Annotated in this window: 12 protein-coding genes; 5 read left to right on the top strand and 7 right to left on the bottom strand. The window is 64.1% G+C overall.

From position 1 onward, the window contains the following. Window positions 1–16: 16 nt before the first annotated feature. From LPJ38_RS19460 to LPJ38_RS19450, 3 genes are read left to right on the top strand one after another with little or no spacing between them, the layout of a single operon-like run. The gene (locus LPJ38_RS19460; RefSeq protein WP_008554670.1) at window positions 17–865 is read left to right on the top strand and encodes an MBL fold metallo-hydrolase; all 849 of its coding nucleotides are present in this window, start codon (window positions 17–19) and stop codon (window positions 863–865) included. A 9-nt stretch (window positions 866–874) separates the two neighbouring features. Continuing rightward, window positions 875–2449 (top strand): isochorismatase family protein, encoded by a 1575-nt coding sequence (locus tag LPJ38_RS19455; protein ID WP_145627059.1) that lies wholly within the window; start codon window positions 875–877, stop codon window positions 2447–2449. 6 nt (window positions 2450–2455) lie between these two features. Further along, window positions 2456–3082, top strand: a complete 627-nt coding sequence (locus LPJ38_RS19450; protein ID WP_145627061.1) for an FMN-dependent NADH-azoreductase — start codon at window positions 2456–2458, stop codon at window positions 3080–3082. On the opposite strand, the gene LPJ38_RS19445 is transcribed toward LPJ38_RS19450, so the two are convergent. From LPJ38_RS19445 to LPJ38_RS19430, 4 genes are all read right to left on the bottom strand, one after another. Next, window positions 3048–3419 carry a hypothetical protein gene (locus tag LPJ38_RS19445; protein WP_145627064.1) on the bottom strand — a complete coding sequence of 124 codons (372 nt, stop codon included), beginning with the start codon at window positions 3417–3419 and terminating at the stop codon, window positions 3048–3050. The genes LPJ38_RS19450 and LPJ38_RS19445 overlap by 35 nt on opposite strands. Before the next feature lie 181 nt (window positions 3420–3600). Then, on the bottom strand, window positions 3601–4899 hold the full coding sequence (locus LPJ38_RS19440; RefSeq protein ID WP_145627066.1) for a lysine N(6)-hydroxylase/L-ornithine N(5)-oxygenase family protein: 1299 nt from the start codon (window positions 4897–4899) through the stop codon (window positions 3601–3603). 22 nt (window positions 4900–4921) lie between these two features. Next, on the bottom strand, window positions 4922–5983 hold the full coding sequence (locus LPJ38_RS19435) for a GNAT family N-acetyltransferase (RefSeq protein WP_145627069.1): 1062 nt from the start codon (window positions 5981–5983) through the stop codon (window positions 4922–4924). Between the two features lie 178 nt (window positions 5984–6161). After that, on the bottom strand, window positions 6162–7859 hold the full coding sequence (locus tag LPJ38_RS19430; protein ID WP_145627071.1) for a cyclic peptide export ABC transporter: 1698 nt from the start codon (window positions 7857–7859) through the stop codon (window positions 6162–6164). A gap of 293 nt (window positions 7860–8152) precedes the next feature. On the opposite strand from LPJ38_RS19430, the gene LPJ38_RS19425 reads away from it, so the two are divergent. Both LPJ38_RS19425 and LPJ38_RS19420 read left to right on the top strand, forming a co-directional pair. Next, window positions 8153–9214: a siderophore-interacting protein gene (locus LPJ38_RS19425; RefSeq protein WP_145627075.1), complete on the top strand. Its 1062-nt coding sequence runs from the start codon at window positions 8153–8155 to the stop codon at window positions 9212–9214. After that, window positions 9211–10065, top strand: coding sequence for an ATP-binding cassette domain-containing protein (locus LPJ38_RS19420; RefSeq protein ID WP_145627078.1), 855 nt, complete (start codon window positions 9211–9213; stop codon window positions 10063–10065). The genes LPJ38_RS19425 and LPJ38_RS19420 overlap by 4 nt, the downstream gene beginning before the upstream one ends. 6 nt (window positions 10066–10071) lie before the next feature. Here LPJ38_RS19420 and fhuB read toward each other — a convergent pair whose 3' ends face one another. The 3 genes from fhuB to LPJ38_RS19405 all read right to left on the bottom strand — a co-directional run bounded on the left by fhuB (window position 10072) and on the right by LPJ38_RS19405 (window position 14061). Beyond that, on the bottom strand, window positions 10072–12078 hold the full coding sequence (gene fhuB / locus LPJ38_RS19415) for a Fe(3+)-hydroxamate ABC transporter permease FhuB (RefSeq protein ID WP_145627080.1): 2007 nt from the start codon (window positions 12076–12078) through the stop codon (window positions 10072–10074). Next, a complete protein-coding gene (locus tag LPJ38_RS19410) occupies window positions 12065–12997 on the bottom strand; it encodes an ABC transporter substrate-binding protein (protein ID WP_145627083.1) in 933 nt (310 codons plus the stop codon). The genes fhuB and LPJ38_RS19410 overlap by 14 nt, the downstream gene beginning before the upstream one ends. An 83-nt stretch (window positions 12998–13080) precedes the next feature. Further along, window positions 13081–14061, bottom strand: coding sequence for an alpha/beta hydrolase (locus tag LPJ38_RS19405; protein ID WP_145627085.1), 981 nt, complete (start codon window positions 14059–14061; stop codon window positions 13081–13083).

Below are 14061 nucleotides of genomic sequence, written 5' to 3'. Positions count from 1 at the left end.
TGAGGGAGGGCAACGAATGGCGCTGGAGATCAAGATCCTGGACTATGGCGACATCGAGCTGGAATCGAGCTTCCTGGTGCTCGGTCGCGATTGCGGCCGCACCCGCCGCGTCCTCACCCTGGGCTTCCTGATCCTCGGCGGCAAATATCCGGTCGTGGTCGACACCGGCTATCGCTCCAACCAGATCATGGAAACGCTGGGCATGCGGGGGCTGCAGTATCACGAGCACATGATCGAGAACCAGCTCGCACGCCACGGCGTGCGCATGGGCGACGTCCGCTTCGTCTGCCATACCCATCTGCACATCGACCACGCCGGCAAGGACGATCTATTCCCGATGAACACGACCGTCGTCCTGAATCGCAAGGAGCTCGAATATTCCGTCTCCGGGCTGATGCATCCGCAATATCCCGCGCCTGATATCAAGCACCTGATCGACCGCCTGCACACCAAGAGCGCGCTGCGCTTCCTGGACCTGGAGATCACCGGTCCGATCGAGCTGATGCCCGGCGTCTATTGCGACGCGGCCAATGCCCACACCGAGGGCTCCATGAACATCATCGTCGAGACCGCCGACGGCATCGCCACCATTTGCGGCGACGTGATCTACGATTTCAACGACCAGATCGTGACGCCCTTCAATGAAATCCACGACTGGGAGCCGCGCACCACCGGCAATCACGGCACGAGCAAGCGCGCGGAGAAGGCCGCCATCAAGAAGCTGCTGAGCAGCTCGCGCTATCTCCTTCCCGTGCACGATCGTCCGGCCAAGATCGAAGGCGGCAACGTGGTCGGCCGGCTGCATGACCAGGTGCCCGGACCGATCGTGCAGTCCCTGCCCCAGCGCAACTGGTTCCCAGCCTGAGATCGACCGATGACGCACGTCACCTTGCGCGCCGAATTCGAGACCCTGATCGACCCCTACGCGCCGGTCGCGCAAATCGGGACCGGCTTCGACTTCACGGAGGGGCCAATCTGGCATCCGGTCGATCATTACCTGCTGTTCTCGGACATGCCGGCCGACGTGCGGCGGCGCTGGGACGCGCGGCGCGGCGTCGTCGAGGTCAAGCGCCCTTCCAACAAATCCAACGGCATGACCTACGATGCCGAGCTCAACCTGATCGTTTGCGAGCACGCGACGTCGTCGCTGATCCGCGAACGTGCGGACGGCCGGCGCGAGGTGCTCGCATCGCACTTTGCGGGACAGGAGCTCAACAGCCCGAACGACGTCTGCGTTCATTCGTCCGGCGCGATCTATTTCTCCGACCCCTGGTATGGCCGCATGCCGGTCTATGGCGTCGAGCGGCCGCGCCAGCTCGGCTTTCAGGGCGTCTATCGGCTCGTGCCGGGCAGCGAGCCGAAGCTCGTCGTCGACCGCAACCTGTTCGACCAGCCGAACGGGCTGTGCTTCTCGCCGGACGAGAAGCTGCTCTACGTCAACGACACCGTGCAGGCGCTGATCCGCGTCTTCGACGTCGATGGTGACGGTTCCCTGTCGAACGCGCGCGTGTTCGCGAGCGGCATCCGCTCCGAGCTCGAGCCCGGCCTGCCCGACGGCATGAAGTGCGACCAGCAGGGCAATGTCTGGGTCACCGCGCCCGGCGGCATCTGGGTCTATTCGCCGCGCGGTGAGTTGCTCGGCAAGGTGCGGGCGCCCGAACTCGTCGCCAACCTCGCCTGGGGCGGTGCGGATTTCCGCACGCTGTATCTGACCTCGACCCATTCGGTGTACGCGATCCCGACGAAGGTCGGCCCGCGGCATGAGCCCTATATGAGCGGCCGGCGCAGCGGCAGTGGCGCGTCGCCAGGCTCCGCGCCGGCCGCCCCCATCCTGGCCGAGGGCGAGATGCGGCTCGATCCGCAGCGCTGCGCGATGATCATCCAGGACCTCCAGAACGACGTCGTCATGGATGGCGGTGCCTTTGCCGAGTCCGGGGCACCGGCTCATGCGCGCCAGCAGCATGTGATCGAGAACGTCCGGCGCCTTGCCGAAACCGCGCGCGCCCGGGGCGTCGCCATCATCCATGTCTGGTTCATCGTCGAGCCCGGCGCGCCCGGCGTCACGCTGAACGCGCCGCTGTTCGAGGGCCTCGTCGACAGCAAGGCGATGGTGCGCGGAAGCTGGGGTGCGGCGCCCGTGTCCGGCCTGGAGCCGCGGCCCGGCGATTTCGTCGTCGAGAAGATGCGCATGAGTGCATGGGAAGGGACGCGGCTGGAGACGATCCTGAAAGCGACGGGGCGCGACATGATCATCAATACCGGTGCATGGACCAACATGTCGGTCGAGCACACCGCACGGACCGGCGCCGACAAGGGCTATTTCATGATCGTGCCCGAGGATTGCTGCTCGACCATGAATGCCGACTGGCACAACGCCTCGATCAACTTTGCCATGCAGAACGTCGCCGTCGTGACCAGGGCGGATACGGTCATCCGCGCGCTGGGATGATGCGCGGTGCCGAAGCTCCTGCACCTCTCCTGCTCGCCCCGCCCCGACTCGGAGTCGATTGCCGGCGCACGGATCTTCATTGACGGCTTCCGTCAGACCCATCCCGATTGGGACATCGACCTCATGGATCTCTGGCGCGAGCGAATGCCCGAATTCGCCGGTCCGATCCTGGACGCCAAATATGCCCGCATGAACGGCCAGGGCTTCGATGATGCTCAACGCGCCGGTTTTGCCGAGGCCGAGCGCATGGCGCTGCGCTTGTCGCTCGCCGACCGCGTGTTGATCTCGACGCCGATGTGGAACTTCGGCATTCCCTACAAGCTGAAGCAGTTCTTCGACATCATCGTCCAGCCCGGGCTTACCTTTCGGCTCGATCCGTCGCAAGGGTACGTGCCTTTGCTGAAGGACCGGCCGACGCTGGTGATCATCGCTAGCGGCAGCGATTTTTCCACCGGCATGAACCGTGGCCGCATTGATATGGCGACGCCCTACTTGCGGGAGATCCTACGCTTCATCGGCATCAGCGACATTCGCTTCGTCGCGATTGGACCGACCAGCGGACCCCGGCAATCGATCGAAGCCGCGCGAGATCGGGCCTCTAGACGCCTCGCTGCAATGGCTGCGCATTTCTGATGAAGGACGGGGAACGGCGATGGCCCTTCCGAACCGAAGAGTGTCGGAACGCAAACTGGCAGATGACGCTATCGAGGCTTTCGTTCGCATCACGCATGCGATGCCCGTGAGAGGTCATCCACTTTTCGATACGTCGAACGCCCGTGCGTCCCAGCCCCGGCTGCGCAAGCAGTTCGGCCCTGGTATGAAGGGACGCGATCTCGAGCAGATAGTTCATGCGGGTCAGGGGCTCTTTGCCGATCAGCGCCGCAAGCGGGCTATGAACCAATATGACTGCAATCCGCTCCGGCAAATGGCTGTGGCTTTGCTCGAAGGCCTTCCTCACGATCAGTTCCACCCGAACCTGCAAACATTCCAAAGATCGTTCTAAGAACACCTCTAGCAGAGCTGTCAGGCGTTGTGCCAGCCGTACACGCCCCGGTTGATCTGGATTAGACAAGTTCTAGATCGGTGAGGCCCGAAACGATATCGGAACGCGCCAAATTCAGTCGATCGGACATCGCGACTCTCATCGCGCCTTAGGCGATGAGTTCCCGGCGCGAAATGGTCGAGAGCAGTGACTCCGCAATCTCCTGCGCTCGCACGGCGATGACTGAGAGCAGCGTATCGCTCAAGCCGTGGGAGGATTCCGAATATCCCTGGAGGTGGATCTGCGGCCGGAACGCGGGGTTGGTCACGAGCCGATAGTTGCGGTCCAGCGCCGCATCGCGAATGTAGCGGCGGATCGGTTCGAGGAACCGGTGCGCCGTTTCCCTGTCGTATCCCGTCGCCAGAATGACGACGTCATAGGTCGAACGACGATTTTCGCCACGGAACTTGTCGACCACGCCGATCTCGATGCCGTCCGGCCCAGCATCCACATTCGTGATCTCGCTGCGGGGCCGCAACACGATCCTCTCTTCTCGACCGACGCGCTGCTGGTAGAGCAGCCGGTACAGCTGATCCAGCAGATCGGCATCGACGACGGCATAGTTCGTGTTGCGGAAGTTTCGGACGATCGCATCCCGCCGCTCGACGGGCTGCGCGTAGACGAAGTCGGTATAGTCTGGGTTGAAGATCTCGTTGACGAAGGGGCTGCTGTCGGACGGCTTGAGCGCATGGCCGCGGAAGATCAGGTGGATCTGCGCCTCGGGACATCGGCCATGGAGATCGACCGTCACCTCGGTTGCGCTCTGCCCGCCACCGACGATGGCCACGCGCGCTGACCGACCGCGCGGGACGACGCGCTCGATCAGGTCGAGATAGCGGCTGGAATGCAGCAGCCTGCGGTCGTCAGCTGCCTTGGCAAACACCGGAGGGACAAAGGGCCGGCCTCCCACGGCGACCACGAGATTGCGCGCAAGGCGCACGGTCTCTCCACCGGCGAGCGAGCGTGAATGCACCCGCAACGACGTCACCGTCTGACCGGCCGTCACCGGCTCGACGGCGACGATGGTCTCGCCATAGGCGGCCTGCGATTTGAAATGTCCCGCCACCCATTGCAGGTAATCGTTGAACTCGACCCGGCTCGGATAGAACGTGCGGCAATTGATGAAGTCCAGCAGACGGCCGCGCTTGTGCAGGTAGTTGACGAAGGTGAAGGGACTGGTCGGATCGCGCAACGAGACCAGATCCTTGAGAAACGATATCTGCATGTCGCTGCCTGGAAGCAGCATGCCGCCATGCCAGGTGAAGTGCGGCTGCTTCTCCACGAACAGCGGCGTGCATTTTTGCCGCGACCGCTTGGCGCATTCGTCCAATGCGATGGCGAGCGCGAGGTTGGAAGGTCCGAATCCGACGCCGATGACGTCGTGCTCGATCGCGAGTTGATGAGACATGAAGCCGCGCTCCGCTTGCGCTTTAAGATGAGCTCGCTGGGCCGGCCGTTGCCGGAAGCCAGAGCCGATCGCCGAAGAAGCGCTCGCGCAACAGCATCACCAGGGTCGCGCGCTTGTGGGGAAAGTCGAAGTTCTTGATCTTGGCGAAACCCGAACGTTCGAGATTGCGAAGCTGCTGCGAATGCGCCGCCGCCGGCTCTCCGACGATCCGCTGCGTGCGGCAATCGTCTAGGAACATGTAGTGCATCAGCGAAGGTAGCCACGCGCTGATGTATCGACTGCCGCGAAACGCGTCCTCGCCCACGACCACGTGCCATCCCCGGTCGTAATCGTCGGCATCATAGAACGGCGCGATGCGATTTTCCTTGGCCCAATAGAGCTCGAAATAACCGAACGGTTCCCCGCCAAAGCAGCCGATCAGCGGCAGCATGTGCGGATCGGCCAGGATACCGGCCAGATAGCGCCGATGCTTGTCGAGATCGCCCGCCTCGTTCCAGAACGCATCGACCCGGGGGTCATTCATCCAGCGATGCAGCAAATGGAGATCATTCTCGAGGTCGGCCACGCGGAACGAGATGACCTCCGACAGCCAGGGGATGAACCGGCCATACACTTTTCCCGTCGGCTTTGCCGCGCGGCGCGGATGGCGCCTGCCATCCGTCATAACGTGGAGTTGCGGCAATGGCGGTCGTCCGGGGTTCACCAGCCAATTGTCCCGCCGCTGCATGACCAGCTCTGGAAGCAGAACCAGCTGTCCCTCGGACATGATGGCAAGACCACTCTCCGACAGCTCCCGTGCAAGCGGCGCTCTACCAGCGAAGTCCAGAACGAGTCGATCGGTACCCGGTCTCCAGGCGAATAGCGCCTCGGCAGATGCCGATACGGCCCGCGCGGCCAGCTCACGGTCATCCGACGCATTCAGGACCTCGAGGTGATCGACTCGCTCCCGCAGACGCAGTTCCAATGCCGTGGAGTCGTCGGCAACGACGCGAAGCCGGTCGCCCTCCTGGAAAACGGTCAGATCGGAATATGGGCCGACCGGAAACGCACGAGGTCCGGTCCCGGAATCCGAAGCCTTGTTCATCCGGCCCTCGCATCTCGATCATCCTTGACGCGTGGTGTAGATCACTCGCCTACAGGCTGACAAGGAATGCGCGCACACGCAGATTAGATTCTCTACAAATCCGATGGCCTCCCGCAAAGCGGATCTTCATGCTGTCGTTTGCATCCGACAAAAGCTCCAACGGTTCGCTATAATATGTCTAAAGCGACGCGTCCGTTGGAACCGCGGAATTGTTCGCGGCGTTGTCGGCTCTCGCCTCGCTTGCGACGATCTTGCCGTCGCGCAGCCGCACCAGATGATCCGCTATCCCGAAATAGCGATCATCGTGTGAAATCACGATGATGGTCTTTCCGAGCCGCTTCAGATCGGGCAACAGCTCCGTGTAAAAGATGTGCCGGAACGCCGGATCCTGATCGGCGGCCCATTCGTCGAATACGAGGACGGGTCTTTCCTCGAGCCAGGCATTCATCAGGGCCAATCGCTTGCGCTGCCCGGTGGACAGGTCCGTCGTCGTGAACACGCCGTTCTCGACCGAGACCTTGTGCGCGACCTCCAACCGCTGAAGATAGCGTTCCGCGACATCAGGCACGACGCCTTCTCCGCGTATGAGATCCTCGAACAGATAATAGTCGGAGAAGATGGTCGTAAAGAGCTGGCGGTAATCATCCCGCGTCTCCGTCACGACCGGCAGGCCGTTGCGCAGCACGGTGCCGTCATGCGGAGCATAGAGACCGAGCAGCAGCTTGATCAGCGTCGTCTTTCCGCTTCCATTCTGCCCGACGATGAAGACGATGTCGCCCTGTCGAACACGCAGATCGATCGGACCAAGTACAAAAGGATCACTGCCCGGCACGGCGCGAAAAGCATAGGTGACGCCACGGAGCTCGATGGTTTCGATGCTGGTCTTGGCCGGCATGGCGGGAGCACTGGCCAGCAGATCGTGCTCGGGGGTCGAGAACTGCTCCGAGAGCTCCGTAATGCGGCGCATCGCGACCTGTGCGCGACCGAGCGCCGGCAAAATACCGATGACCTGATCGATGGGGCCGCGCATATAGAGCAGCACCAGCACGAATCCGCTGGACACGGCGGCGGGACTGTCGGGCCACAGGAACGGACGCAAGGTCAGCGCCACGCCGATCACGACGAAGAACAGCATCGTGCCGAACGCCCGCGCCGTCACGAACAGATTGATCGAGCTGATCTGGACCGAGCTGATCCGGTCGACGGTCTCTTGAAGTTGGTCGACATAGAGGCGCCGGCGGCGGACGCGATTGAGACGCAGCTCCTTGGCGCCCTCGGCGATCGCGCGATACTGCTTGTGCAGCTGGTCCTCAGAATCTCGCGCGAGGTTGAAGCCGCGGACGCCTCGTGTCCTTGCATATCCATGCGCCAGCGACCCCAGGACGATGACGGCTCCCGTGATCAGGAAAAGCGGCCAAGACAGCACCGCCAGGTAAACCATGCAGCCGAGCGCGATCACGACCGACACGAAAAAGGACGAAAAGAAGAACGCGAAATCGCTGATCGTGTCCACGTCCTGCGTGAGAACGGGGATCAGGCGATGCGTGCGATAGATCTCGAGCTGATCGATGGGCGCGGCCAGGATCCTGGCGGCCAGCGACTTGCGAAGCTCGGCGATGATCCGCTGTCCGACGTAGTTGGCGCTGATATCGGCGCCGATGGAACCGATCAGGATCAGGAGGCACAGGCCTGCGAACGCGAGAAGCAGCGTGACGACGTCGGCCTGCGTGGCATAGAGCCCGCGATTGACCACCGCGAGCAACGCCGCGACGCTGGCGCCACCAACGATGCCGAGAACGATGCCGCCGAGCACGAGCGGCCAGTAAGGCCGCAGGAGATGTAGGATCTGCGCCGTCAGGCCGCTTCGTGAGTTCATGATGAGCGCCGTGCTGGAGGAGACCTGAAGCGAACCTGTATGGCCGGACAAGCCGTGCTGATGTGATGCGAATACATGATGGCGGCACCGCAACTCCAGCGCTTATTTTCTCCGCTCTTTCGATGGATTCTAATTTGGGATCGACGATGCCTTTAATATGATGTCGGTAGTACCGCTTTGGCATCGCAGCCGGCGCGCGAATAGGATATCGATCCAGCGCCGTGCCAGACCGCGACATCCGGACATCGAAGCGCTGACAAGCCGGCATCGGACAGGCCCGGTGGAGACTGACTTTGGACTTGCTTATCTCCGAAACCCGCATCGCGCTTCCCGACGCCGCCGGCCTCGCCGCGCGGATGATCGATCATCTAGTGGAGCATGACATTGCCTTCGAGGATCGCGGCGGCCTCAGGGTGGCGAAACTGCCGTTCGGCACCAGTTCCCTCGCCGTTGAAGCCGAAGTGCTCAAGATCCGCGTCGAGGCCGACGACAAGGGCAATCTGGAAATGCTGCGCTCGGTCGTCGCCTCGCATGTGATCGAGTTCGCGGGCGACATCGCCCCCACCATCGTTTGGTCCGGCCATGAATCCAACGGCGGCACCCTGGCCAATTTCCGCGAGGTGCGGCTGAAGTCCGCGATCAGCCTGACGCCGCATATGCGCCGGCTGACCTTCACGGGGGACGATATCGCCCGTTTCGTCAACGATGACGACCTGCACGTGCGGCTGTATTTCCCGCCCGAGGGCCTCGCCAAGCCCGAATGGCCGTGGCCCGCTCCGGACGGGCGTATCCTGTGGCCTGAGCCCGACCGCAGGCCCGTCACCCGCTATTACACGATCCGTCGCATCGACTTGCCGAGCCCCGAGATCGATATCGACTTCGTCGTCCATGATCACGCCGGACCAGGCTCGGCCTTCGCCGTCAACGCGAAGGCCGGTGCCATCTGCGGCATGGCCGGCCCGCTCGGCCGGGGCATTCGTCCGGCGCGCTGGTTGCTGCTCGCGGGCGACGAAACCGCCCTGCCCGCCATCGCGCGAATTCTGGAGACGCTGCCGGCCACGACAACGGGCGAAGCCTTCATCGAGGTCGCAGATCGGGACGAGGAGATTCCGCTGGTCGCGCCGCAAGGCGTAGCGGTCCGCTGGCTGCATCGCGACGGCCGTCCGGCCGGGACGACACAGCTCCTGGTCGACGCCGTGAAGGCGGTGCAATGGCCGGGCCATCGGGAGGTCTTCGCCTGGGTCGCGTGTGAAGCGCAGGCGCTGAAGGCGTTGCGCGATCATCTGCGCGACGAGCGAAAGCTCGCGCGCGACCAGCATCTGGCCGTCGCCTATTGGAGCCTGCGCCAACCATGACGTTCCAACACGCGCAGACGGGCGAAACAACGCTCGCCTTGCCGGCCGACATTCCACAGACGTCGCTGGAAGCGCCCGCTACCTTGTTCGAGCTCGACCAAGTCGGCTTCGCGGTCGCCGCGCGCGCGCTGCTCGAACCGCTCACCCTCTCGCTTCCCGCGCGCAGGGTCGTCGGGCTGATCGGCCATAACGGCTCGGGCAAATCGACCCTGCTGAAATTGTTGGCGCGCCAGCAGCCATCTTCGTCGGGAACAATTCGTTTCGAGGGCCGCGCGCTGCGCGCATGGAGCGATCGGGACTATGCCCGCAAGGTCGCCTATTTGCCGCAGCAGACGCCGCCCGCCGCGGGCATGCTGGTCAAGGAGCTGGTTGCACTCGGCCGCTATCCCTGGCACGGCGCGCTCGGCCGGTTCGGCGACATCGACCGCGAGAAGGTCGAAAGCGCCATGGCATTGACCCATATCGAGCCGTTCGCGGATCGCCTGGTCGATACGCTGTCCGGAGGCGAACGCCAGCGGGTCTGGATCGCCATGCTGGTGGCGCAGGATGCCGAATGCCTGCTGCTCGACGAGCCGACCTCGGCACTCGACATCGCTCATCAGATCGAGGTGCTGTCGCTGGTCAAGCGGCTTGCCCGCGAGCGCAACCTCGGCGTGGTCGTCGTGCTCCACGACGTCAACATGGCCGCTCGCTTCTGCGACGAGATCATCGCGCTCCATTCCGGAAAGCTGATCGCGCGCGGCACGCCGGACAAGATCATGACGCCGGCCGAGCTTGAAACCATCTATGGCATCCCGATGGGCGTGATGCCGTCGCCGGACCACGGCCATCTCATCAGCTTCGCGCGGTGAGCGCCGTCAGCCGCGTTGCGGCCGCAGCAGCCAGATGAGATAGGGTCCGGCAAGCATCATGGCGAAGATGCCGGCGGGCATCTGGAACGGAAAGATCACCATACGTCCGGCCCAATCCGCGATGACCATCAGGATCGCCCCGATCAACGCGGCCAGTGCCGCCTGATGCAGCGCGCGCTGCGCGCCCATCATCCGCGCCATGTGCGGCGCGATGAAGCCGACCAAGCTCAAAAGACCCACCAGCAGCGTCGCCGTGGCCGTCAGCAATGCCGTCAGCAGCATGATGATGATGCGGCTACGCGCCAGCGAGATGCCGATCGAACGCGAGGTCGAAGGTCCCAGCGGCAGGATGTCGAGCCAGCGGGAGAGCATCGGCACCATGATCAGCAGAAGGAGCGCGGCCACGGCAAGAATTCCGGCCTCGGCCGGACCGATCTGGTAGAGCGACCCAGTCAGCAGCGACAGCAGTGTGCCGATGCGGGGATCACCGGTCGCCAGCGCCATGGCAATGATCGCGCCGAACGCCGCGCTCATGGCGACGCCGGCGAGCAGCACGCGCTCAGGACTGAACTCGGACCGCCGGCTGAACAGCAGCACCAGCGCCAGCACGATGAAGGCGCCAATCCCGGCCGCCGCAATCTGCGCCAGCCGGGTGTGGGCGGGAAAGAGGTAGAGCAGAACGATCACGCCCATCGCAGCGCCATAGCTGATACCCATGACTTCCGGCGCGGCCATCGGGTTTCCGGTCATCCGTTGCAGCAGCGTGCCGGCGACCGCCAGCGTGGCGCCTGCGGCGAGCGCCGACACCACGCGCGGCCAGCGCCAGGGCCAGAATTCCTGCAAGCCCGACAGACCGCTCCAGCGCCAGCCGTCAGCGCCGACACCGAGGGCAAGTGCGATCCAGACGACGAGCAGCAACAAGACGACAGCGCACAGGATCACGCGCCAGGGGTGATCGAGACGCGGCGGCGCGGATGGCGTGAGATTTCCCATAGGCATGGCCGCCCGCAATCGTGGCAGCAGCACGAGCAGCATCGGCGCACCGATCAGGGCTGTCACCGCGCCCGCCGGCATTTCGCGATATCCGGGCGGGATCAACAGCACGAGTTGATCCGTCAGCCACAGCAGCACGGCGCCGCAAAGTGGTGCCCAGATCAGCCGGTCGCGAAAACGGCGCGCGCCTGACAGCATGGCGATAGCCGGCGCAGACAGACCGATAAATCCCATGACGCCGACCACGCTGACGACCGACGCACTAAGCGCGATGGCGATGACGAGCGCGAAAACCCGGGCTCTCGTCAATCCGAGCCCCAGATTGCGCGCGGTCTCGTCATCGAAGCCGAGCAGGGTCAAAGGGCGAACCATCGCCGCGATCAAGACGATCGAGATCAGGAGCCGCGGCGCCAGGAACGTGACGTTGCTCCAATCCTGCTGATTGAGGAAACCGGCGCCCCAGATGAACAGACCGATCAGATATTCGTGGTTGAGCAGCACCAACGCCTGGGTGGTCACCGCGCAATAATAACTGACGATCAGCCCGGCGAGCACGAGGACAACGGGTGATAACGCGCGCTTCCAGGTCAGCCCGAACACGCACAGGAACGCAGCGAACCCGCCGACCAACGCGATCCACTCGCGGCCGAAAACCAGTAGCGACGGCGCCCACAGGGTCGTCACGGCCAATGCGAGATAGGCGCCGTTCAGGACACCGATGGTGCTCGGCTCGGCGAGCGGATTGCGCAGCACCTGCTGAGATACAGTGCCGGCAAGACCGAGGGCGGCGCCGGCCAGCAGCGCCACCGCGATGCGCGGAAACACGGTGTAGTGCACCAGCATCTGCTGGGGATCGGTGACCTCGGGCTGCCATAACACCGGCAACCATGCGCCGGCCGGCAGGTATCCGGACAGATTGCGCCAGGTAAGCGCGGCCGCGGCGGCCACCAACAGGCCGATCAGCACCGCCGGATGCATGTCGAAGCCGGACCGGGCCGGCAGCGCCTCAACCTTGCTCATGACTTTCCCGCGGCAGACGTTCGGCGAGGAGACGGGCGAAACGTTCGGCCGCCGGCACGCCGCCATAGAAGAACTGATTGTCCAGAACCGTCAGCCGATGCGACCGAAGCGATGGCAGGGTCCGGAGCACCGGGCTTGCCTTCAGCAAGGCCTCGACGTCGGCGACACGCGAGGTCATCAGCACCAGCCGCGCGTCCGGCACCGCGGCGAGCACCTCCAATCCCACGCTGGTATATCCCCACGGGCCGCTCTGCCCGGTCCAGGCATTCTTCAACCCGAACTGGTCGAGCACCTCCTGATAGAGGCTGTTCGGACCGAACACGAGCGCGCGGTTGCGCGCGATCTCACTGACGAGGTAAAGCGGCTTGCCGCCGCGGTCTCGAAGCCGCTCACGATAGCCGGCCATGGCGACATCGAAGCGCGCGAAATAGGCTTCGCACGCCGACTGCACCCCGAGGCGCTTAGCAAGCTCCATCGTCGAACGGCGCGCCGTGTCCAAAGGATGCCCGCCGGGTCTGAAGATCGTGAACATCTCGACCGGCGCGATCAGCTTGAGGCGGGGGACGGCGGCCGCGATGCTGGGATCGATGATGATGATGTCAGGCGCGAAGCTCTGCAGCAGTTCCAGATTTGGCTCCGACCGCAGGCCGATCTCCTGGACGCTGGACGGGACAGCCGGCTCGACCACGAGCCGGGCATAGCGCTCGATCTCCGGAATCACCAGCGGCACGACGCCGAGCGCCAGTATCGTCTGGGCACAGGCCCAGCCGAGCGCGGCAATCCGGGGGCCGGATTGGGATCCACCGGTTTGGGCAAATGCCATCGGCCATGTGCCCGCAAGGGCCGTGCCTGCGATCGTCGCGCCCGCGCTGAGAAGCGCACGACGAGACGGCCTGTGGTCGGGGACAAGCGTGCTCATGGGATCTGGTTCAGGAGCCCCTCGTAGAGAGGCCGCGAGAGACGACAGTCATGACATACCCTCGTTCGCGCCGCATTTCCATATCAGGCCGCCTTTTCGCCAGCGGCAAGAAAGGCCTTGGCCAGCGCCAGTCCGATCGCCGCCCTCGCCTGCAAGGCATCAGCCACCACATTCCCCATGCGCAGGAATTCATGGATCATGCCGGGATAAACCTGCAGATCGACGGGCACACCGGCCGCGCTGAGGCGCGCCGCATAGTCGCGTCCCTCATCGACCAGGGGATCGAACTCGGCGAGCACGATGAATGCGGGAGCCAGGCCCGACAAATCGTCCGCTGCGAGCGGTGCGAAGCGCCAATCGTCCCGATCTGCGTCACCGCGCAGATATTGCCGGAAGAACCAATCGACGGTGCTGCGCTCCAGGAGATGGCCGGTGCCGTATCGTTCGTAGGATGCGGAGGTCTGCCGCGAGCTGAGGCCGGGATAGGCGAGAACCTGGAGCACCGGCTGTGGAAGGCTCGCGTTTGTCTTCGCCTCGATCGCGAGTGCGGCGGCAAGCGTCCCGCCGGCGCTATCGCCGCCGACGGCAACGCGGCGCGGATCAAGCCCGATCGCCCGGCCTTCGCGGCCAATCCAGGCCAACGCATCGACCGCATCCTCGAAAGCCGTCGGAAACTTGTGCTCCGGTGCGAGCCTGTAGCCGATCGACAGCACGGCTGCACCGCTGTCCTCGGCAAGACCGCGGCACAATGGCTGATGCGAATCGAGGCTGCCGACGACGAAGCCGCCACCGTGCATATAAAGAAGGATCGGGACCGGATTGCGAGCGCTCGGCGCGTCCCTTGCGTAGAGCCGCGCCTCGATCATCGCGCCATCCCGCGTCGGCAGCGACAGATGCCGCTCGTAGCCGAGCGCCGGCGGATCGACATCGAGCAGCGGCGAGGACGCATCGAAATCGGCCCGTGCCTGCGCGGCGGTCAGTTGCGGAAACGGAATGCGCGCGCCACTTTCGGTGCCGGCCTGCACCATCTCAAGCAATGCTGCGATGTCTGGATCAAGATTCAA

It is taken from the genome of Bradyrhizobium daqingense (assembly GCF_021044685.1).
Lineage (GTDB): Bacteria > Pseudomonadota > Alphaproteobacteria > Rhizobiales > Xanthobacteraceae > Bradyrhizobium > Bradyrhizobium daqingense.
This window is presented reverse-complemented; position numbering and strand designations above follow the sequence as displayed.